Annotated in this window: 17 protein-coding genes; 7 read left to right on the forward strand and 10 right to left on the reverse strand. The window is 61.6% G+C overall.

The window, feature by feature from the left end:
• Nucleotides 1-40 precede the first annotated feature (40 nt).
• Together ABDK11_RS15540 and ABDK11_RS15545 are read right to left on the reverse strand one after the other, a co-directional pair.
• Nucleotides 41-637 carry an HD domain-containing protein gene (locus tag ABDK11_RS15540; RefSeq protein ID WP_346837427.1) on the reverse strand — a complete coding sequence of 199 codons (597 nt, stop codon included), beginning with the start codon at nt 635-637 and terminating at the stop codon, nt 41-43.
• A 10-nt stretch (nt 638-647) separates the two neighbouring features.
• Nucleotides 648-1421: a class II aldolase/adducin family protein gene (locus tag ABDK11_RS15545; RefSeq protein ID WP_346837428.1), complete on the reverse strand. Its 774-nt coding sequence runs from the start codon at nt 1419-1421 to the stop codon at nt 648-650.
• 122 nt (nt 1422-1543) lie between these two features.
• On the opposite strand from ABDK11_RS15545, the gene ABDK11_RS15550 reads away from it, so the two are divergent.
• The 6 genes from ABDK11_RS15550 to ABDK11_RS15575 all read left to right on the forward strand — a co-directional run bounded on the left by ABDK11_RS15550 (nt 1544) and on the right by ABDK11_RS15575 (nt 7703).
• Nucleotides 1544-2221, forward strand: coding sequence for a Crp/Fnr family transcriptional regulator (locus tag ABDK11_RS15550; RefSeq protein WP_346837429.1), 678 nt, complete (start codon nt 1544-1546; stop codon nt 2219-2221).
• A gap of 3 nt (nt 2222-2224) precedes the next feature.
• Complete coding sequence (locus tag ABDK11_RS15555) at nt 2225-3118, forward strand: DUF1853 family protein (RefSeq protein WP_346837430.1); 894 nt, start codon at nt 2225-2227, stop codon at nt 3116-3118.
• Nucleotides 3119-3248: 130 nt separating this feature from the next.
• Nucleotides 3249-3806, forward strand: a complete 558-nt coding sequence (locus tag ABDK11_RS15560) for a MarR family transcriptional regulator (RefSeq protein WP_346837431.1) — start codon at nt 3249-3251, stop codon at nt 3804-3806.
• An 85-nt stretch (nt 3807-3891) separates the two neighbouring features.
• Nucleotides 3892-5295, forward strand: coding sequence for a cytochrome ubiquinol oxidase subunit I (locus ABDK11_RS15565; protein WP_346837432.1), 1404 nt, complete (start codon nt 3892-3894; stop codon nt 5293-5295).
• On the forward strand, nt 5292-6308 hold the full coding sequence (locus ABDK11_RS15570) for a cytochrome d ubiquinol oxidase subunit II (RefSeq protein ID WP_346837433.1): 1017 nt from the start codon (nt 5292-5294) through the stop codon (nt 6306-6308). Before ABDK11_RS15565 ends, ABDK11_RS15570 begins: the two co-directional genes overlap by 4 nt.
• Nucleotides 6309-7061: 753 nt before the next feature.
• Nucleotides 7062-7703, forward strand: a complete 642-nt coding sequence (locus ABDK11_RS15575) for a TetR/AcrR family transcriptional regulator (RefSeq protein WP_346837434.1) — start codon at nt 7062-7064, stop codon at nt 7701-7703.
• Nucleotides 7704-8049: 346 nt separating this feature from the next.
• On the opposite strand, the gene ABDK11_RS15580 is transcribed toward ABDK11_RS15575, so the two are convergent.
• Nucleotides 8050-9165: a PepSY-associated TM helix domain-containing protein gene (locus ABDK11_RS15580; RefSeq protein ID WP_346837435.1), complete on the reverse strand. Its 1116-nt coding sequence runs from the start codon at nt 9163-9165 to the stop codon at nt 8050-8052.
• A gap of 113 nt (nt 9166-9278) precedes the next feature.
• On the reverse strand, nt 9279-11399 hold the full coding sequence (locus ABDK11_RS15585) for a TonB-dependent siderophore receptor (protein ID WP_346837436.1): 2121 nt from the start codon (nt 11397-11399) through the stop codon (nt 9279-9281).
• A 149-nt stretch (nt 11400-11548) separates the two neighbouring features.
• Between ABDK11_RS15585 and ABDK11_RS15590 the strand changes: the two genes are divergently transcribed.
• Complete coding sequence (locus ABDK11_RS15590) at nt 11549-11803, forward strand: YdcH family protein (protein ID WP_346837437.1); 255 nt, start codon at nt 11549-11551, stop codon at nt 11801-11803.
• 280 nt (nt 11804-12083) lie between these two features.
• On the opposite strand, the gene pelA is transcribed toward ABDK11_RS15590, so the two are convergent.
• The 6 genes from pelA to ABDK11_RS15620 all read right to left on the reverse strand — a co-directional run bounded on the left by pelA (nt 12084) and on the right by ABDK11_RS15620 (nt 21260).
• The gene (pelA, locus tag ABDK11_RS15595; protein WP_346837438.1) at nt 12084-13280 is read right to left on the reverse strand and encodes a pectate lyase; all 1197 of its coding nucleotides are present in this window, start codon (nt 13278-13280) and stop codon (nt 12084-12086) included.
• 125 nt (nt 13281-13405) lie between these two features.
• Complete coding sequence (locus tag ABDK11_RS15600) at nt 13406-14092, reverse strand: hypothetical protein (protein ID WP_346837439.1); 687 nt, start codon at nt 14090-14092, stop codon at nt 13406-13408.
• Nucleotides 14052-15449 (reverse strand): selenium-binding protein SBP56-related protein, encoded by a 1398-nt coding sequence (locus tag ABDK11_RS15605; protein ID WP_346837440.1) that lies wholly within the window; start codon nt 15447-15449, stop codon nt 14052-14054. Before ABDK11_RS15605 ends, ABDK11_RS15600 begins: the two co-directional genes overlap by 41 nt.
• Before the next feature lie 220 nt (nt 15450-15669).
• Nucleotides 15670-18027 (reverse strand): DNA polymerase II, encoded by a 2358-nt coding sequence (locus tag ABDK11_RS15610; RefSeq protein WP_346837441.1) that lies wholly within the window; start codon nt 18025-18027, stop codon nt 15670-15672.
• Nucleotides 18028-18168: 141 nt separating this feature from the next.
• On the reverse strand, nt 18169-20619 hold the full coding sequence (locus tag ABDK11_RS15615; protein ID WP_346837442.1) for a matrixin family metalloprotease: 2451 nt from the start codon (nt 20617-20619) through the stop codon (nt 18169-18171).
• Nucleotides 20619-21260, reverse strand: a complete 642-nt coding sequence (locus ABDK11_RS15620; protein WP_346837443.1) for a hypothetical protein — start codon at nt 21258-21260, stop codon at nt 20619-20621. Before ABDK11_RS15620 ends, ABDK11_RS15615 begins: the two co-directional genes overlap by 1 nt.
• Nucleotides 21261-21281: the final 21 nt, after the last annotated feature.

Genomic DNA, 21281 nt, shown 5'->3' on the forward strand with positions numbered 1-21281 from the left:
ACTGCAAGTAGTGCGCACCGCGTGCATTGGCGCAGTTGATTCAGGTCTCGGCGGCGATGGCCTCCTGGTACAGCGATTTACGCGGCTGCGCGAATACCCGCCGTAACATCGGCTCGAAGAATTCCAGCGGCAGGGTTTCGGCATCGGCATCAAACGCGGGCGCATCGTACTTGGTCACGAACTCCAGCGTGCGCGCGTAACCGGCGTGATCCCGATACTGTTCGCGCAGGTTGCGGTCCATGCCGAGGTACTGGAAAAAGTAATACCCCTGGAAAATGGCGTGATGCTTGATCATCCAGTGGTTTTCCTCGCTGACGAAGGGCTCCAGTAATACGGCGGCCACATCGGCGTGGTTGTAGGTACCCAGTGTGTCGCCAATATCGTGCAGCAATGCGCAGATCACATACTCTTCGTCGCGGCCATCGCGATGGGCTAGCGTGGCCGTCTGCAGGCAGTGTGTCAGGCGGTCCACCGGGAAGCCGCCACAATCCCCCTCGAGCAGTTTGAGGTGGGCGATGATCCGGTCCGGCAAGTGCTGCGCATACTCACCAAAAGCGCCAGCGATGATTTTCCAGTCTTCTGCGCTGCCGTTTTCCATATGGGAAAACTGCGCCTGCGGTTCACTATGGTCTTGCATGGATCTCTCCTCAATCGCGGTAACTGCGGTCGATGCGGTCGAGCTTGCGCAGCAGGCCGGGCCACGCCAGCAGGCCGCCCTGGTTGCTGGTGACCTTGTCACCCTCGGACTGGATCTTGTCGATGATCGGCTGTGGCACCGGTGTCAGCGGCCGGTCGCCCGCCAGCGCGGCGACCTGGATTTCGCAGGCGCGCTGCATCACAAACATAAACAGGAAGGCATCCGCGACCGTCGCGGCGCAGGTGAGCAGGCCGTGGTTGCGCAGGATCATGAAATGCGCCGAGCCGAGATCTGCCACCAGGCGCGCCTTCTCGTCTTCGCGTACGGCGATACCTTCATAATCGTGGTAGGCGAGGCTCGACAGCGGAAACAGCGACTGCTGCGAAAGTGGCAACAGCCCCTCGCTGTGGGCTGCCACCGCGACCCCCGCGACCGTGTGCGTATGCATCACGCAGTGGGCATCCGCGCGCGCTTCGTGTATGGCGCTGTGGATGGTGAAACCGGCCGGGTTTACCGGCAAGGGGGTGTCGTCTATCTTGTTGCCGTCCGCATCGATCTTGACCAGGCTCGACGCGGTAATCTCTTCGAACAGCGCCCCGAACGGGTTGATCAGGAAATGGTGTTCCGGACCCGGGATACGCACCGACAGGTGGGTAAAAATCATATCGTCCCAGCCGTAGTGGGCGATCAGGCGGTAGGCCGCGGCCAGGTCGACCCGCAGCTGCCACTCGCTATCGCTGACTTTGCCCTGCAGGGACGGCGCGGCGCTCGGTTGTGTCTGCATGGTTTTCTCTCTTGTTATTTCTCTTGTTTTACGAACTGATCGTTATCACCGACTATCGATTGTAGAAGCGCCCATCGCTGCGATACTGTCAACTCGTTTACACTTGGCTCATGATCGATTCCATGCCGACACTCACCGCCTGCCCGCTGCTGGCCGGCCTGCCCGAGCGCGCGATTGAATCGCTGGCATCGCTGGCACGCGCCCAGCGCTATGCGGCCGGCGAGGTCATCTACCTGCAGGGCGCCCAGCAGAGCCAGCTGTCCATCGTTGCCGAGGGACAGGTGCGGATCTGTTCGAGCAATGCCGGCGGCCGCGAGGCGATCCTGGCGATCCTGGGGGCCGGTGCCTGGTTCGGCGACACGGTTTTTTCCCCGGGGTTACCGCGGGTGTTCGGCGCCACGGCGCACGACGCCTGCCTGATTGTGGATATCCCGGGCGACGCCTGCCGCCGGGTGCTGGCCGACTTTCCCGAGGCCTATCCGGTGGCACTGGACTTGGTCAGCCGCCGGTTGTGGGCCGCCATGTCGATCATCCAGGACGACGCCCTGCGCGGCACCGAGGCGCGTATCGGCCGCCGGCTGCTGTTTCTGGCGCAGATGCACGGCCAGCCGGGTGATGGCAAGCCGGTGCAGTTCCGGCTGACCCGGGAACTGCTGGCCAATATGATGGGCATGACCCGCCAGGGGGTGCATCGGGTCCTGAAAAATATCGAGGCCCGCGGGCTGGTGGACATTCACTACGGCAGCGTCACCATCGCCGACCCCGAACGCCTGCGCGCCTATATCGAGAAGCTGGACTGATTGATGCCAGTAGCAGATCACTGGGAAAACCTGCTGTGGGCACTGGGGGCGGAAGATATCGCCCGCGGCGGCGGCCTGCCGTGGCTGCCGCCACAGCGCCGCGCGGCACTGGCGGGCTATTTCGCCCAGGCGGACACCCGCGCGCAGCTGGCGGACACGCTCGACGCCGAGCTGCAACGCGCCGACGCGCACGGGCCGGTGTCGCGGCTCGGGGTCTATTTTGAAAACCTGTGGGCTTTCGCCTTCACCCACCACCCGGATTACCAGCTGCAGCAGCGCAACCTGCCGCTGCGCGCCGACGGCCGCACCCTGGGCGAACTGGACTTTGTCACCACCTACCTGCCGGACCGCTGCACCGAGCACTGGGAAATCGCGGTCAAGTTCTACCTGGAGGTGGATAGCGGCTACTGGGTCGGGCCGGGGCTGCGCGACCGCCTGGATATCAAGCTGGCGCGCATGCGCGAGCACCAGCTACCGCTGATCCGCCAGCCCGCCGCGCGGGCGCTGCTGCAGCAGCACAACATCCGTATCGACCGCCAGTGGGCGCGCATGCCGGGGCGCCTGTTCCGCCCTGTCGACCACGGGGCAATGCCCCTGCACGCCGGGATCAATCCACACAGCTGCCACTACTGGTGGGCGTGCGCCGATGAATTCCGCTTCCATTTTGCCGATCGGCCCTTCCGCTGGAGCCGATTGCCCAAGCGCGCGTGGCTGGCAGATCGCGGCTACGGCGTTGACGACAGCGCCAGCGCCACAGCCCTGGCGGACAGGCTCGGCGCAGACGAGCAGCGCGGCCCCCTCTGTGTCGCCGCGCAACAGAATGGTCGGGAGGTCAGTCGCGGCTTTATCGTGCCCGATGACTGGCACGACGCGGCGCTGACCCGCTTGCCGGAATAAGCGCCAGCGCAACTGACAGCCGTTATTTCGCCTGCAAATCCCCACCCCCAAGCTCCCCCGTCCGGATTTCAATTGACTTCGCGCCATTAATGTTTACAATTTTCAGAAATTTCTGAAAGTTCATAAAAGAATGAAACTCTCCGACCAGGCTCAGGCCTTCGTACTGCATTTTGGCGAGATGGGCAGCCGCTGGGGCTTCAACCGCACCGTGGGGCAGATGTTCGCACTGCTCACCATCCATTCCGAACCGCTCAATGCCGACCAGCTGGCGCAGGCACTCAAGATCAGCCGCGGCAATGTGAGCATGGGGCTGAAGGAACTGCAGGCCTGGCGGCTGGTGGAGCTGCACCACCTGCCCGGCGACCGCAAGGATTACTTCACCGCGGCCGGCTCCATCTGGGACCTGGCGCGCACCGTGTTCGAGGAGCGCCGCAAGCGCGAGCTGGATCCGACCCTGACGCTGCTGCGCCAGCTGCTGCTCAACGAGCCTCAGGATGAACAGGAGGCCGACGCCCAGGCGCGCATGCGCGAGGTCTACAGCCTGCTGGAGATGCTCGATCAATTCGCCAACACGCTGAGTGGGCTGGACCAGAAAGATTTGCTCAAACTGATGAAACTGGGCTCCGGCGTCAGCAAGCTGCTGGCGCTGAAGGGTGGCCGGGCCAAGCCCAAAGCCACCGACAAGTAGTACTGCGTCCCGGCACGGGACGCCGTGATGTCCGGGCCCTGCCCGGCGTCCGACAAAGGATTTGCGTTCAACAATCGAGGTCACCATGCTGGATACACTGATACTGTCGAGGATGCAGTTCGCAGCCAATATCAGCTTTCATATCCTGTTTCCCTCCATCACCATCGCCCTGTGCTGGATTGTGTTTTTCTTCAAACTGCGCTACGACATCACCCAGAATCCGGTGTGGATGCGCGCCTACCGTTTCTGGGTCAAGGTGTTCGCGCTGACCTTCGCCCTCGGCGTCGTCAGCGGTATCACCATGTCGTTCCAGTTCGGCACCAACTGGCCGGGCTATATGGAAAGGGTCGGCAATGTGGCCGGGCCACTGCTCGGTTACGAAGTCCTTACCGCCTTTTTCCTCGAGGCCACCTTCCTCGGCATCATGCTGTTTGGCATCAAGCGGGTGCCGAGCAAGGTACACACGGTATCGGCGCTGATCGTTGCCATCGGCACCACGCTGTCGGCCTTCTGGATCCTCGCACTGAACTCCTGGATGCAGACCCCGGCGGGCTACAAAATCATCGATGGCGTGGTGCACCCGACCGACTGGCTGGCGATTATTTTCAATCCGTCTTTCCCCTACCGCCTCGGGCATATGCTGCTGGCCTCGGGGCTGACGGCGTCCTTCTTCGTCGCCGGCCTGTCCGCCTACCGCATCCTCAAAGGCGACACCAAACAGGCGCCGCGCCTGGCACTGAAGACCGGGCTGGTCGTCGCCGCGGTGCTGGCGCCGCTGCAGATGTTTGTCGGCGACCTGCACGGCCTCAATACCCTCGAACACCAGCCGCAGAAAATCGCCGCGATGGAAGGCGTCTGGCACACCGAAAAGGGCGCACCGCTGCTGCTGTTTGCGATTCCTGACGAGGAACAGAAAACCAATCACCTGGCCGTAGGGCTGCCGAATATGGCGAGCCTGATCCTGACCCACGATATCGATGGCGAGATCAAAGGGCTGAGTGAATTCGCGGGCGACCACCCACCGGTGAAGCCCCTGTTTTTCGGTTTCCGCATTATGGTCGGCATCGGCGTACTGATGTTGCTGGTGGCCTGGACCGGCTGTTACCAGCTGCGCAGGACCCGCGGCGAACTGCCGCGCTGGCTGTTGAAAGTGGTGGTGGGAATGACGTTTTCCGGCTGGGGGGCGATCCTCGCCGGCTGGTACGTGACCGAGGTCGGCCGGCAACCGTGGCTGGTCACCGGCGTACTGAAAACCGCCGACGCAGTGACCCCGGTAATGCCCGGCCATGTGGGCCTGTCACTGGCCCTGTACCTGACCGTCTACGCCGTACTGATGTGGGCCTATATCCACACCCTCAAGGTCATGGCGCTGAAGTCGGTCGAGGTGGAGGAATTCGAAACGGCAGAACCGGCCGCCGACGGCAGCCTGACCAACCTGCCCTCTTCCAGAATCGAGCAAGTCAGAATCGAACAAGGAGGTAACGCGTGAACGCAATCGCTCATTCCACAGACTGGTTGCCGGTCGTGTTTATCGGCCTGATGGGGCTGGCGGTGCTCGCCTACGCGATCCTCGACGGCTACGACCTGGGCGTGGGTATCCTGCTGCCAATGGGCGCGGATGACGAAGCCCAGCGCGATACCATGATCGCCTCCATCGGCCCCTTCTGGGATGCCAACGAAACCTGGCTGGTACTGGCCATCGGCCTGCTGCTGATCGCCTTTCCCACGGCCCACAGCATGGTGCTGATGCATCTGTATCTTCCCACCGCGATCATGCTGACCGGCCTGATCATGCGCGGGGTAGCATTCGATTTCCGCGCCAAGGCCGGGGTGGACCACAAGCTGGCCTGGGACAGGACCTTCAAGGCCGGCTCGCTGCTCACCAGCCTGACCCAGGGCTATATGCTCGGCCAGTACGTCATGGGCTTTCAGTCCGGCTGGGCTGCACAGCTGTTCGCGATACTGAGCGCCATCGGCGTGACCGCGGCCTACAGCTATATCGGCGCGGCCTGGCTGATCATGAAAACGGAACACTCACTGCAGGAACGGGCAGTGCGCTGGACCCGGCGCGCCGGGCGCGCGGCGTTTGTCGGTGTGCTGGCAGTGTCGCTGGTCAACCCGCTGGTGAACCCGGGGGTCTTCGATCGCTGGTTTACCTTTCCGCTGGTGATGTTCGTGCTGCTGATCCCGATGCTGTGCTTCCTCGCCTTCGCCGCCAATGAGATCCTGCTGCGCCGCCTGCCCAAGGTGGACGACCGCCACTGCTGGATACCCTTCGTCAATGTGCTGCTGGTGTTCCTGTTGTGCTTCTTCGGCCTGGCATTCAGTTTTTATCCGGAGATTGTGCCGGGCAAGCTGACCATCTGGCAGGCGGCCAGTGCGCCGGAATCCCTGCGTTTTATTCTGGTCGGCGCCGTCATCGTGGTGCCGGTGATCCTGCTGTACACCATCTTTTCCTACCGGGTCTTCCACGGCAAGGCCACCGAGCTGCACTACCACTAGTCGGCGCAGTTAACCGGGCGGCCCTGCGCGGGTCGTCGCGGGGCCGATCACGAGCGCGGTAACAACCCACTGCGCCCGGTGACCAGGCCGCACGTCGGCCGGTCCCGCAGCAGCAGTGCCAGGCAGGCGGCGGCAAAGGCCCAGGGGGCGAATAGCCAGTCGGGGGCGCAGGGAAAAGATCAGGTTGAACCCGGGCACTCCCTCAGGCGTCGCTGTCGTCGCCTGCCATCGCGGCGAGCAGCGCTTCCAGCACGCGCATGGTGGCAGTCAGATCGGCGGGGTCGATGCCGGCGGTAATGCGCAGGCGCACAGCGGCGAGAATTTCCTCGAAGGCCTCGGCCCTGGCGCACGGTGCCGCCGTTGCGGCGCAGCACGATCAGCGGCAGCACCATGGTCTGGGAAAGGCCGTGCACTTGCAGCGCGGTTGATCTCATGGCGCCATTTGCGACCGACGTTGATCAGGGCGCTGCCGAGGGTCAGGCAGGGAGAGTCGGGGAGCTCACCATGCATGGGAATACCAAAGTATTAAATTCGTTTTAATCCTGACTAATTTGATAGATATTGATCCATACGGTCAGCAAGACCGATACACGGTTCACGATTCTGGACTGGTGTGCTTGCAGCGCCACCGCGCTGACGTGATAATAAATGTCACCTAAAGACAAGCCCGTAATACAGGGAAACGGCGCGCTTACCTAAAGCTGCGCCTGAGTAATTCGGAGCAATACATTGAGTGAAGCCGAACCGCTCTGCATGAGCAGGCGTAGTGCTGCCAAACCGCGCAAGCCCCAGCGTGAAAACGGCCGCAAGAAATATGAAAAGCTGCTCGACACCCTCGAAGCACTGTTGCAGAGAAAGGAAGCCAGCGACATCACCCTCGCCGACCTGAGCGAGGCTGCAGGTGTACCCACCGCCTCCGTCTACCACTTCTTTCCCAATCGCGATGCCTGTGTGGCGGCGCTCGCAGAACGCTATTTCAATGGCTGCAAAGAACTGCTGGAGGTAACTCCCGCTCCGGAGGAGTGGCATAGCTGGCAGGAGCTGGTGAGTCTGTTCTGCGAGCGCACGCGGGCCTATTTCGCGGCCAACGAACCACTGCAGAAGGTAAAGTTCGGCCCCAAGGCCAGCTGGGCGGTACGTGAACTGGCGGTGGAGAACAGCCACCACCTGGCACAAACACTGCACGCGGCCTTTGCACAGGCCTTCGAGTTGCCGCCGTCGCCGGCGTGGGAGAGTCGTTTCCTGCAGGCCGTTACCATCAGCGAATCGCTGTGGTCGCTGTCCTACGCCCGCTTCGGCCACATTACGGAAGACGACGCCGCCGAGGCACGGCGCGCGGCCACCGCCTACCTGGGCCTGCACCTGGGCGAGCGGCTCGAACGCCGCGGGCTCTAGGGAACCTCTGAACAAGTCCGTAATGTCTCTGCGGGATCTGAAGGCTGCAGATGTTAGGCGCAGCTCGCCGCGAATGGCCGTAGCCCTTTGCAAGAGCTGCAACGCAGCAGCTGTGGCCTTCAGGGCCCGCCCGGAGGGGCTTTCAGAGCGATTCACACTCCGCGTTGCGACTTCTTGAAAGGTCTAGACATTCCTGCGAAGCCGCGCCTTGATTGTGAACCGCTCTGAAAGCCAGAGACATCACGTACTTGTTCAGAGGTTCCCTAGTGGTCCATGCGGCGATTCCAGCGCTTGCGCGGAAGCCTGTGACGGTGCGCTTTCGTTACCAGATTAACCGCATCGCGCACTAGGCCGCGGCGGCCTGCAGGCGGCGGCGCTTGGCGCGCGCGGCGCGGCGCTTGTCCCGGCGCCGGATCCACAGGTAGAGCCCGGTCACCGACAACAGCAGCGGGCTCAGCCCCACCACACACCAGAGCACGCGGCTGGCGAGCCCGGCGAAATCGCCGAAGTGCAGCCGGCGATAGCTGTCGATGATTTTGGTCCCCAGTCCGGCATCGCGGATGTCCGCAGCCGCGACCAAGTCACCACTTTGCGCATCGAAAGTCACGCTACTGGCGTACTGGCTCAGCAGCGGGTTGCCGCTCGGCACATCTCCCCAGAAGGTAATGTTGACACCCGGCTCCCACGGCATGGTGATGTAAGTCGGCTCGAACCCGTCTACGCTCTGCCCGGCACGCTGATACAGCGCCTGCAGAGATAGCTTATCGCTGTAGAGACGCTTTTCCATTTTGTAGTGTTCCTTACCGGCGGCGTGCTCCCGCACCTCGTAGGCAAGCTGGGTGATGTTCCACCAGACGCCGGTAAAGCCGACGATCAGCAGAACCGGTGATGCAAGCACGCCAGTCATCTTGTGCAGATCGCTGAAATACACCATCAGCCGCGCATTCCAGCGCAAGGTGAAAAAGTTTTTCCAGAATTTGCGGTACAGGATCAGGCCGGAGATACCCAGCAGGCACAGCAGTATCGAGAAGACACTGGTAATCGCCAGGCCGGTATCGTCGAGCAGGAACGTATAGTGCAGTTCCAGCAGCCAGTCGGTGAAATAGTGGGTGAGGTTTTGCGGTTGCGCGAGAATTTCACCGCTGTAGGGATTCAGCAGGGTGTAGAACCAGTCGCTGCTGCCGTGGGGCATGAGAAACACCTGGTCGGCACGGCCGGGATCCTGGAACAGGGTCCAGCCGACGACTTCGTAATCCGGGAAACTGCGGTTCACATCGCCGAGCAGGCTGTCCAGCGACTGGCGCGCGCGACCATCGACGCCCACCCGCACCTGATCGTGCATCAGCGCCGCGTCTATTTCGTGCTTGAATACCAGGATGCTGCCACTGACACACATCACCAGCAGCGGTACGAACGCGAACAGCGCCATCCAGCCGTGTAGTTTGAACAGGACTTTATTCATACTCTTTCAATACTTGCTCGCTGCGCGGCCGTGGGTCTGCCGGCCCGAAAACACAAAAAAGGGTGGCGGGGCCTATCAAACCCGCCACCCGCAAAGGTGCGCATACTCGCTACTCAGTAATGCCAGTTGACCGAAGCACTGAAGTTGCGCGGTGCGGCGTAGAAACCCTGATCCCAGTAGAGACTGCTGATGAATTTCTCGTCGGTCAGGTTGTTGACGTTGAGGGAAAAGTCCAGCTTGTCGCCGACGCGGTAATTGGCGAAGGCGCGCACGGTGGCGTAGGCGTCCTGCTCGATCCTGTTGCCGTACCCATCGACGCGGGCAATATCGTCCTGCCAGTTGAGTCCGGCCCCCACCTTCAGCTGCTCCAGCATCGGCAGGCGATAGCTCGCCAGCACGCGCACAACATTCTTGGGCACGAAGGTGCGCGCCTCGTCGCCGTTCTCCTCGATATCCAGCGCGGTATAGCCGACGCTCGCCTGCAGGCCCGGCGCCAGCTCGCCGGTTAATTCCAGCTCGTAGCCGCGGGTTTCGTAGTCGTGCCCCTGGTACACGGTTTTGCCGATGCTGGCGTCAAAGCCGGCGGACTCGGACACATTGGTGTAATCGGCCTGGAACACGGCCAGGGAAGCATTGAGTTTGCCGTCGGCAAAGGCGCCTTTCACCCCGAGTTCGTCATTGCTGCCCGCGGACGGAGCCAGGCGCTGCAGGTTTTTATCCAGGTCGCGCTGCGGCATGAAGGTTTCGGTATGGCTGGCGTACAGCGAGTAGCTATCGCCAAACCGATACACCAGGCCGGCATAGGGCAGCACCTTGCCGTTGGCTTCGGTTGCCTGGCTCTCGCCGTAGGCCGCGCCCTCGCCTTTCCAGTTCACCATGCGCGCCCCGCCCACCAGCGACAGGGCATCGCTGAGATGGAAGCGGGTGGCCGCGTAGAGTGCTGTCTGCGTGTCGCCCCAATCGCTGCCGGTGGCGCCATCATCGAACACCGGGCGCGCTACCGCGGTGCCATTCCACTGGCTGAAGTCACCGACATTCAGCACATTCGGGTAGGTGTATTCCGCGGCATACAGCGACAATTCGTCGATGCTGCTCTCCGCCCGGTTGGCGCCGAACATCAGCTCGTGCTCGCGGCCGAACAGCTGGTAGTTGCCACTGATACGCAGGTCCAGCAGCTCTTCGCTGCCGTCCAGGCTGTATGCGCTGGGCAGGCCGACCAGCCCGGTTTCCGTGCCCTGCACCGGCAGCGAGTACATGTACAGCAACTGGCTGTCTTCGTCGGTATCGGTGCGGGTGTAGTAGGCCTTGGCCTCCCAGCCATTGGCAAAGCTGTGCTTGAGTTCGGCAAACACGGCTTTTTCGCGCGTGTCCCAGAAGGCCCAGTCGGCAGCGGTGCTCGCTGAGACGTCGTAATCGGTCGGGGTGCCGTCGCTGTAGGTCAGTGGCAGTGCGCCCCACATGGGGCTGTCGGCCTTGCTCGACTGGTAGCTGGCGCCGACGGTCAGGCGCGTGGATTCGCCCAGATCCCGATCCACCACACCGTAGGCGACAGTGGTGTCCTTGCCGTAGTTGTCGAGATAGGAATCACCCCGATCTTCGGCGACGACGAAGCGGCCGCGCAGGCCCTCGGTAATGGTGCCGCTGACATCCGCATCCAGGCGCCTGTTGTTCCAGGAGCCGGCGCCGGCGCCGAGGGACAGCTGGAAGTCGTCACTCGGGCGCTTGCGCACCATATTGATGGTCGCGGACGGGTTGCCGGCACCGGACATCAGGCCGCTGGCCCCCCGCACGACTTCGATGCGGTCGTAGATGGCGGTGTCGATCACGCCGTTGGTATTGCCGTAGGCGGCGGGCAGACCGACGCCATCGACCTGGAAGTTGGTGATATCGAATCCGCGCGCGGTGTAGTAGGTGCGGTCCGTCTCGACGCTTTCGACCTGCACCCCGGTGGTGCTCTGCAGGGCATCGTTGAGGTTGTTGAGACCGAAGTCATCCATTTGCCCGCGGCTGATGGCGGATACCGACTGCGGCGTGTCCAGGCCGGACAACCCCAGGCCGGTGGCGGTGTCCATCTCACCGACCAGGTAGGAATCCAGCTGCTCGCCAATTACCGCCACGTTCTCCATGCGGCCGTCACTTCGATCACTGGAATCCGCAGCGAAGGCACTATTGGCCAGCATCAGGGTGGCGGCCAGCAGGGTGCGCCGCGCTACTACGCGCTTGTTATCGATCACAATCCATTCCCCTCGTGAATTTTGCGCGCATCATAGCCACCCGCAAAGGTTAATGCAACACATTCTCATTTGCATTAAGAGGGGAAAGGCATGCCACCGGACCTGCGACTACACTACGGGAGTGGCCAAACTGACCCCAGGAGCCCCCTATGCCCGGCATTCCCTCCCACGCACTGGACGTAGACTTCCCCGAACACTTGGAAACCATCAAACGCTTGCAAAAAGAGGACCTGCAATTCAGGTCAAGCAGTGAGATCTACCACAAACTGGATAAACAGATACGTGGGCTCGAAGAACGTGGCGTGACCACCGACGACAACCATTTCAATGCACTGAAGATTCAGCGGGCGCACCTCAAAGACCAGCTGTATCAACGCATCTGCCACGGCGACCGCATACACTAGCCGGCCGCTGACAGCGCTTTTATCCACAACCTGCCCGCGCGGCCATGGAGGGTCGGGGCGCGCGCCCCGGCGGCATCAGCGGGTGGATGGTTTGAGAAAGAAGCGGCTGCACGGGCGCCACGTCGGGGAAAGCATCATCCGGCTGGCGCAGGGAGTCACTCCCGTTCGCAACCGATGAGCATTCCAACACCGGCACCCGCGCGGCGATATTTACCTGCCTGGCGCTACCCCCGGTTAGCCGGGCCTGCGTTTTGCTTGTCGTGGGCGCGAGCGGCCGGCATCAGCCGTCCGCGCGTTGCAGGTGCTGCGCAGCCCAGGCGGGAAACTGTTTCATGACCTTGTTCGGGTGCTCCGTATACCAGCCGTAACCGAGGTTGCGCTCCCGTGACAACTGGCGCACATCGTAGTAGACGCGGCCATCGCGATCACCGAATACCGGCCGATCAGAACCGAGGTCGTAAAAGCGCGCCCACAGCGGATCCGCGTCCTGGTCGGGCACCAGCTCCCGGTAGTTATGCGTTGCCTGGGTCCAGCGATAGCCGGCAATCCGGTGCTGCGCAAACCAGTCGTGAGCGCTTACTATCGCCCGTTTAACCGCGTCCGAAGGCTGTTTCAGTTGCATCAGGAACAGCACCACCTCGGCACTTTCCTTCGACGCCAGCGACGCTGGCTCGAACGCGCGCGCCGCCGCCGGCGCCAGCGTCTGCGGGTCGTGCTGGGCGCCCCAGATCGTGGTGCGGCCATCGATCACCACCTGGGATTTCACCAGCATCTGCACGCCGCGCTGCAGGCTGTCCGCGGCGAGCCTGCGCAGGTCGCCGGGCAGGAACTGCAGTGCCAGCTCGTTCTGCGCTGCTGCGCGCACAATTTCCAGCAGGTCGCCGATGGCGCCGTCGTTGAAGGTGATCAGCTCGTGGTACTTGCCGCGCAGCGGGAAGGATTGCGGCCAGCCGCCGTTCGGGTACTGGGCCAGCAAGATCAGGCGCAGCGCCCGCTCGGCCGCCTGCGCATAGCGCTTGTCATCGGTAGCGCCGTAGGCCCGCACCATCACCCAGAACTGGGTACTGGTCGCGCCGTTGTCGAACGTGGGGATGTAATCTTTTTCGACACCGAATGCCTGCCCCGGCGCCCGCGGTGCTTTGCCCATCTCGGTGCGCTTTGACCAGCCGCCCGAGGGTGTCTGGTAGCTCAATACGATATCGGCGATCCTGCGCCCTTCCGGGGTGCCGTAATAGTTGCTGCCCTTGTCCGGGTCGAAACCGAAGCGCTTGGCGTACACCGCCGGCAACGGCTTCTGCCGTTGCTGCTGCGCGAGCTCCCGCGCCATATGCTCGCGATCCAGCTGCCGTAGCTGCTGCGACAGCGCGCGGTAGTCGGCGAGAGTGCGCGCGGGCTGCGCGCGGCTGAGTCGGTCGGCGCTGCAGGACGCAGCCGCCGTGGCCAGGATGACGGCCAGTAATAATCTGCAAGTTTTCATTATTCTGCGCTCTTCCACTGGTGAGCAGGCCCCGAGGGGTTGTCAGGCAGAATTATTACATTGGTAAGGCCAATATTGCCAGCGCCGCGACTGGAAAGCATTCAGGCCCACAGGGCATACCCCGATCAGTGCGCCAGTGCCATAGCCAGCGCGATCGCCCCCGCCACCAAAAGCGCCATAGCCCAGATCAGGTCGAAGTTAATCCACTGCTTGCGCAGTATCGCCAGCCCGACTTTGCGGTAGACGATCCAGGCCACGGCCCCCATCACCAGCAACATCGCCGCGGTGTGGACCGCCACGGCCACTGCCAGGCTGCCACCACTGGACATCGCCATACCGGCGTGATGCGCATGGCCGCCGTCGTGAACGGCGGCCACCCCCAACAGCGCGGGCACCAGCATCAGGCCAGCACCGTGTGCGCTGGCCATCAGGAAGGACCACAGGAACAGAGCGCCATAACCGACTTTCATCCCGACCCAGCGCGGATGGCGGTAGTAATTGCGCAACTTGTAGGCGCCGAAGGCAAGTAGCAGTGCGGCGGTCAGCCACTGAATTCGCGGCAGGGAAAAAAACTGCAGTCCCGCAAACACCAGTAGCACCACCGCGGCGATCGCGGCGGCGTGGCCGGCGGCAATCGGCAACAGCGATATCCAGACCACCCGCCCGCTCTGTTGCTGCAACCCGCGCGACAGTGCAAACAGCCAGCCCATCCCGGGATTCAATCCGTGAAAGGCGCCGAGTGCGACGATCGCCAGCCAGGAGCCGATCGGCTCAGGAAGAGAAGCAGAAAGAATCGGTGGAAGCGTCGCCACCTTCGAGCCTCACCTGGTGTACGCGGATCTCGCCGAAGTCGATAAAAAAGTCGGGATCAAGACTCATGCCGCCATCCTCTTCCACATCGACCTTCACCATCCAGCCGCCCATCCCCTCCGGGTAGAACTGGTCGTCCCAGGTGCTGTAAAGCGAATTGGTGAAATAGACGCGCCGGCCATCGCGGCTGATTTCCACCATCTGTGGTGCGCCGAGCAGCGGTCCCGCATTTTTTGGGTGACCTTTTTTTCCCACGATACCGCCGATCGCTACCTTGCCGGTCAGCTTCGGATTGAGCGGATCCGACACATCGTACTGGTGCAGCTCGCCGGTTCCCCAGCAGGACACGTACAGGAAGCGGTCATCGAGGGACAGGTCGATATCCGTCACCAGCGGCGGCACTGCCTTGAAAGGCTTCAGCGCCGGAGGTAAATCGTCCTCTTCCGCCGGCACTGGCGGAATGGTGATGATTTTTTCCATCAGCCACTGGCCGTTTTCCCTGCGCCAGGCCCAGATGGAGGCGGAAAGGTCCTCGGTGCTGATCACGACACCGGCAAAGCCATAGCTCTTGGTCGGATCATGGGCGGGCCTGAGTTCCAGTAACATCTGGTGGTGCGCGCCGATATCGACACTCTGCTCCAGTTTGCGTTTGCGCAGGTCCCAGAAATGTATGCGGTGGCCATACTTGTTTGCCAACAGCTCCTCCGGCACCAGGCCGTTTTCAAACTGTGGCGGCTTGGCCCACTCGCTGCTGATCAACACATCTTCCGCCAGGTGCCACCAGAAATCGTAGGCCAGTTCCTGGTCACCGCGCTGCAGCTCCCATGGGCCAACCACATTGAAACTGAAATGGTCCAGCATAAAAATGCCGCCCGGACCGTCGTCGCCGTTGGCGGAGCCCATCGCCGAAATGTAAATCGCATCGGGACCACAATGCACCGTATGCGGGCGGCTGTAGCCCGACTTGCCGATCACCTCTTCCGGTTCGAGCGTGCGGACAATCTGGGGCTGCAGCGGATCGGGCTTGGTATCGATGATGTAAATGCGCGAACTGCGCAGCCCCGGCACGATCAGGTAGCGTCTTTCCAGGTGCGGGTGCGGCGCATAGGGACACAGCGCCGAGCTACAGGCATTCCAGCCGAAGTGATGCAGCTCGTCCCCCTCATAGGGAAGCTCGAGTTTATTGACCACCTGGCAATAGGTTGCAGATTGGGGATCGAGGTCCACCACGCAGATGGCGTCCGGTTTGCCGCTGCCTTGCGGGTGGAGTGCCGCCACGTAGGCGTGGCGCTCGGGCGGTGCCTGCATCGCCATTTTTGCCGAAGGGTAGAAGGACGGATCCGGTTTCCACAAGGCCATTGCGCCACTCCCGTTTTTAGTTCGCAGCAAACTGTTGAAACGCTGGCAGTATAGTGAGCGGTAATTGGGGAGTGACCGGATCCCGGCAATAGACAACCAGATAAACGCCGAAATTCGTGCACAGAAAAATTCGCGACGAGCGCCTGCCCACGCTGGCCGCGGCACTGATGGCGAGCGGCACTTCAGTGGCGGATCTTTTGCACGGATGTGATCCCGATGCTCAGTCAGCCACTCCGAACAGGCCCAGCTGGCCATCCACCAGGCTGTCAAAATCCAGTTCTATAAAGGGCAATATGGCATCGGCCACTGGCTTGAGCTGCCTGTCGATATAGTGCTGGTAATCAATCGGCGACTGGTGGTGATCAATGGGCTCCGGGCCATTGAGGGTAATCATGTAACGAATCCAGCCCTTTTTCTGGTAGCGGGGTGCCAGCCCCTGCTGGCGACGCATATCATCCGCCAGCCGCGCCGCGCGCACATGGGGTGGCACGTTTTTTACGTATTGTTCCAGCTTGCGCCTGAGCCGCTTGCGGTACACCAGCTGCTCGTCCATGTCCCCGGCCCGAGTTTTCTCCACCGTCTCACGGATATAGTCGGACGGATCTTCACCCCGAAACACCATGGCGTAGAGTCGGGTCTGGAACTGCTTGGCCAGGGCAGTCCAGTCGCTGCGCACTGTTTCGAGGCCCTTGAATACCAGCTTTTCCTCGCCCCCTTTTATCACCAGGCCCGCATAGCGTTTCTTGGAGCCGGCCTCCGAGCCGCGAATGGTGGGCATCAAAAAGCGCTGGTAATGGGTTTCGAATTCCAGCTCCAATTCACATTCCAACGCCAACTCTTCCTGGAGTTTGTGCTGCCAGCGTCCATTGATCTCGCTGGCCAGGCCCACGCCAATGACATCCGCCTGTTCGGGACTTGGCCGGCCGCTCAGCCACACAAACGTGGAGTCGGTGTCGCCGTAGATGACCTGGTGGCCCAGCTCTTCTATCCAGCGCGCGGTCTGCTGCATGATCTCGTGTCCGCGCAGGGTAATGGAGCTGGCCAGGCGCGTGTCGTAAAAACGGCAGCCGCCGGAACCCAGCACGCCGTAGAAGGAGTTCATGATGATCTTGATCGCCTGGGAACGGGCGGCATCCTGCTCCCGCTTGGCGATGTCCCGCTGCGCCCAGAGGCTGGTAATGATGTCCGGCAGGAAATGCTTGTCACGGGAGAAGCGCGCACCGCGAAAACCGGGGATGGCGTTCTCGTCTGCCAGGCCCTCAATCAAACCCATAGGGTCAATTTTGAAGGTGCGGATAATGCTGGGGTACAGGCTCTTGAAGTCCAGCACCAGCACGTTGTCATACAGGCCCGGGCGGGAGTCCATCACATAGCCGCCGGGACTGGCCAGGCCACCGTCGGCCGGCAGATTGGGCGCCACATAGCGGCTGCGGTGCAGTCTGGGCAGGTAGAGATTGGTAAACGCCGCCACCGAGCCGCCGCTGCGGTCGAGCTCCAGGCCGGTGAGCTGGGCGCGCAGGCGCAGATAATCCAGCAATCGGGTGTGCTGGAAAATGTCCCAGACCAGACGACAGTCTTCCAGGTTGTAGGCGGCCAGCTTGGGTTTGTTATGGCGAAAGTCGTGTTCGATCACCGCCAGGCGGTTGTCCACGTCTTCGGTGTCTTTGCCCCGGCCCAGCAGGGTCTGGGCCACGAACTCCAGGCTGAAGCTTTCGAAGTTGTAGGTGGCGCTCTTCAGTCCGTCGATGCCATCGAGAACCACCCGCCCCGGCAGCGTCACAAAGCCCTGGTTGCCTTCGCGGCCATCCCGCCAGCGCGCCTCGGCGCCACCGCGACCGAGCTTCAGGCGCAGGCCATGGTGCGCGGCCCTTTTCAGCAGCAGCCGAAAGTCGAAGTCCACCACCGACCAGCCGATGATGATGTCCGGGTCCAGGCGCTGGAAGCTGGCCTCCAGTGCTTTGAGCAGGGCGCGCTCGTCATCCACCCAATGGATGGTGGTATCAGCGCTCTGTGGCTGGTCCTCCGCCAACCCCACCATTAGCACCTCTTCCACACCGTGGCCGTAGAGGCCGATGGAATACAGCTCGCCCTGGCCGGAGCACTCCACGTCCAGGGACACCACGTTGAAATCCGGCTGTACCTCGGCGCCCTTGAGGCGAGCCTGCCGATATTCCGTATAGCCGTCTCTGGCCCGGGCCTGCCCTTCAAAGTAGAGGCCACCGCGGGCAAAGCGCTCCATCAGGTAGCGGTCGTGCAGGCGGAAATCCCCTTCCAGCACCTCGATGTCGCGATTTCGCAAAAGGGTCTGCGCGCGGCGGTGGCTATCGATGGTGGGAAAATACAGCATGGCCGCGTCTTTGCGGCCAAAGGTCTGAAAGCCCAGCTGCTGCCACTCGTGCGGCACGCCGGCCAGGGCCTCGGTCACCTGGGTCCGGTCTGCCACCCTTACCATAAACACGGGGCGCTCTCCTTCAATAACCAGCTTGGCCGGGCCCTCGGGGGTGGCCAGCCAGTAGTGAATGCAGGTGCTGCCGCGCTGGTCAAAGCTGTGACGGCTGAGGAGAAATCCTTGTGGCAAGAGGCTCTTCTGGGTTATGGCTTGGGATGAAAGAATTGCGCCATTTTACTGGATAAATACACAGATACCAGCCAGGGGCTGAGCGGACATAAAAAAGGCGGGGCAAGGCCCCGCCAGTCAAGCGTCAAGAGAGGTTACTCGTTATTGTTGTATGAAGTCGCAGCGACCCACTTCGGCACCGGCGGCAACCGCATCGCGCAGACCGCCGGGGAAGCCGACCTGCTCTGAAACGCCGCCGTTACAGACGTAGACCTGATTCATATCGATGTACCAGGAGTAGGAGATACCCGCGAGCCCACCGACCATTTCACTGCCTGAGGCATTGACGGCAATCGGGTTATCCAGCGGCAGGGATTCCATCTCCACCACGCCCTGACGGTGCAGGAAGTCCGCGAGCGTCATCCAGCCCACGCCCTCGATCCAGAGTCCGCCGGCCAGGCCATAGCGGAAGCTGCCAGCGCGGCCAACGAGCACACTGCCATCGTCACTCATATCGAACACGCTCATCGGAATCGGACCCAGCGCGTCGTTGACACCGTCTTCGCCCAGTACATCGCAGTAGTTCATGCCGAAGAAGATAAAGGGCATATCCTTACACCAGCGCAGGGAACCGATATTGGTCACCGCATCCTGGCCCAGACCCTTGTAGGGATTCCACAGCAGGACACCCTCGTCCGAACTCACCGCGACCTTGCTACCGTCAACGCTCGCTGCGTTGACCTCCCGGGCACCATAGGCGGTGGTAAGGTCGAGCAGCGGCCCCTCATCCACCCAGGCCACAGCTCTGCGGAATGAGTTGTTGCCGAGCACTACGCGGCCATTGCCGGAAATACCCTGAGCGCGGACGAACTGCGTCTTGCTGACATCCAGGGAGGAAGTATCCAGCTCACGCATGCCACCCTTGGCATCCCAGATAAACGGCACGATTTCTCCTTTGAAAGAACCCTGGCAGACACCGTCGCCATCGACGTCCTTGTAAGCCAGGCCCACGGCGGTTTTAGCCGAATCGTCCATGGCCCAGCCACTGGCCGCGGAAACACCGCTCACGGAACTGCCGCCGCAGGAGTTGCCGTTCAGGTCGCCCAGCGGCGTGACATGGGTTTCGCTCCAGATCGCGGGCTCCTGAATGCCATTGCCGGTGAAGTCTTTATCGACCAGCATTTTCTTGCCATTGCGGCTCAGGGCACCGTTACCCGTCGGAGTAAAGTCCGGAGGCAGGACTTTAAAGCCCTTGGTGGCATCCCACAGGAAAGCGGTTTTCCCTCCGGCCATACCCGCGCCAATCTTGCCGTTCTTGGCCAAATCCGTCACAAACGCGGACACCAGCGGCGTAACCTGGACCCCTTTGTCGAAGCCGTTGAAGTAGAAATCCGCCTCTTTGGTCACACCGGCCTCGGCGAGAATCGGTGTCGCGTCGCAGACATCGTCAGTCAGTGGATCGCTGCTTTCCGCGGCATTCCAGTACTCCTGCTGCGAAACCAGTCTCTGTGGCGTGGCCGGATAACCGCCGGCATAAATCGGCTCGATATACACAACGTACTCTTCGCCGGGCTTCAGGTTATGGATGGTGTAACGACCATCCGGCCCGACCTGCCCCTGGGTGGCGGCGCCAGTCATATTGGAAACCGCATCGAACAGCGGGTTGTTGACGTTGCGCGCGATCACATTGACACCGCTGTACTCGGTGGTGCCATCCTTCAGGCGCAGGACACCGGTGATAGTGCCGGTGGAGGAGGCGTAATCGCTGGTGGGGTAGATATCGGAAATCGCCGCCATATCGTCGGTGATATCCACAGTGCTCTGCTCGATACCGCCCTGACCGTTGTGGCTGATAAACGGAAACATGGTTTCGATAATCGCCGGATCGGCATTGTTGGCGCCGTAAGCTGCCGGGTAGTCATAGCGGTGAATCGGCTCGACGCCACAGCCGGGGACACCCGGATATTTGGGCGCGTAGGTGTAGCTCATATACGCCAGGGAGCCATTGACCTGCGAGTGCGACAGGTTGATCGCATGACCGAACTCGTGGGTAAACACACCGCCGATCTGCTTGCCCTCGGTATCGGTTTCATAAACGTTCCAGCCATTCATCACCGCGGTGGCCTCGATGATATGGCCATTGCCGTCGCTGAACTCCGGGAAGGCAATACCCAGTACAGACTGCTTCGGCACACCGAAGTAGTTCTCAAGAATCGAGCCGTCGGTATCGTAGAGTACCCAGAATCCGTAACCGTTTTCCTTGCCGTAAATTTCCCCGGCATTGGCACCAGTTACATCCGCGATGCCGATCTTCTCTTCGATGGTGCCCTGAATGGTGGCGGCAAACGTGGAAGTCGGAACGTCGCTCCAGGATTTAAACGCGTGCGCGGTAATACCGTTGGCTTGTTCGATGGTGAGGAACGGGGTTTCCCCATCGTGATCGAGCGTAAACGCGGCACCGCCATCGGTATAGACCGGAATCGGGCCATTGCTCATATCCCAACGCAGCGGCTGCGGATTATCGCCTTCGGTCAGGTACAGGGGGCCTGCCGCCTGTGCCATACCGGCAGACATGGCGAGGGCAATACTGAGGGAGAGTCTGATCTTTTTCATTATTTCATCTCCCCTTTGCCGATCCAGTTTTCAGAAACCGCGCGACCCACCAGGTCCATAAATTCGGCCGCGTCCACCGCGCCCGGCTGGGTCATCATGTTCTGCTGTTCCGGGCTCAACAGCTGCTGGTCAATTTCAACCCCGTCGAACAAACCGTAATTATTGAATTCGTTGATCAGCTTGCCGTTGACCATTTTCAGCTTGCCCTGTGCCATACCTGCGGTGGTCTGCAGGCCGGTCTGGGTGGCTTTTTTGTACATAAATGCAACCACATACTCACCCTCATTCCAGCGCGGGAAGCCCTCGGGGGTGACGGCCAGCATCTGGTGTCCGTTGGCCATGGTGCGCGGCTTGAGCAGGCCGAACTGGCGGAAGGTGTATTCACTGCCCTCCTTCACTTTGCCCTTGGCGGTACTGCCAACCTGGATGGTGACTTCGGTAAAAGGAATCCCCGCAGCATCGATACCGTCGGTCACGCTTTTTACGTTGCCGGCCACGATGGATTCCGAGCTCTGGATAAGCTGGGTAAGGTTTTGGGACTTGAGCTTCATAGCGTTGGCCATGGGTACAACCAGCATGACCATCGCCGCGGCGAGCAGTGCAGCAAATGGCTTGCGGCACCGTTGGAGACGTGCAATCACAATGACTTCCTCTCTTATTAT

Origin of the sequence: Microbulbifer sp. SAOS-129_SWC, from assembly GCF_039696035.1 — a bacterium.
Taxonomy (GTDB): Bacteria; Pseudomonadota; Gammaproteobacteria; order Pseudomonadales; family Cellvibrionaceae; genus Microbulbifer.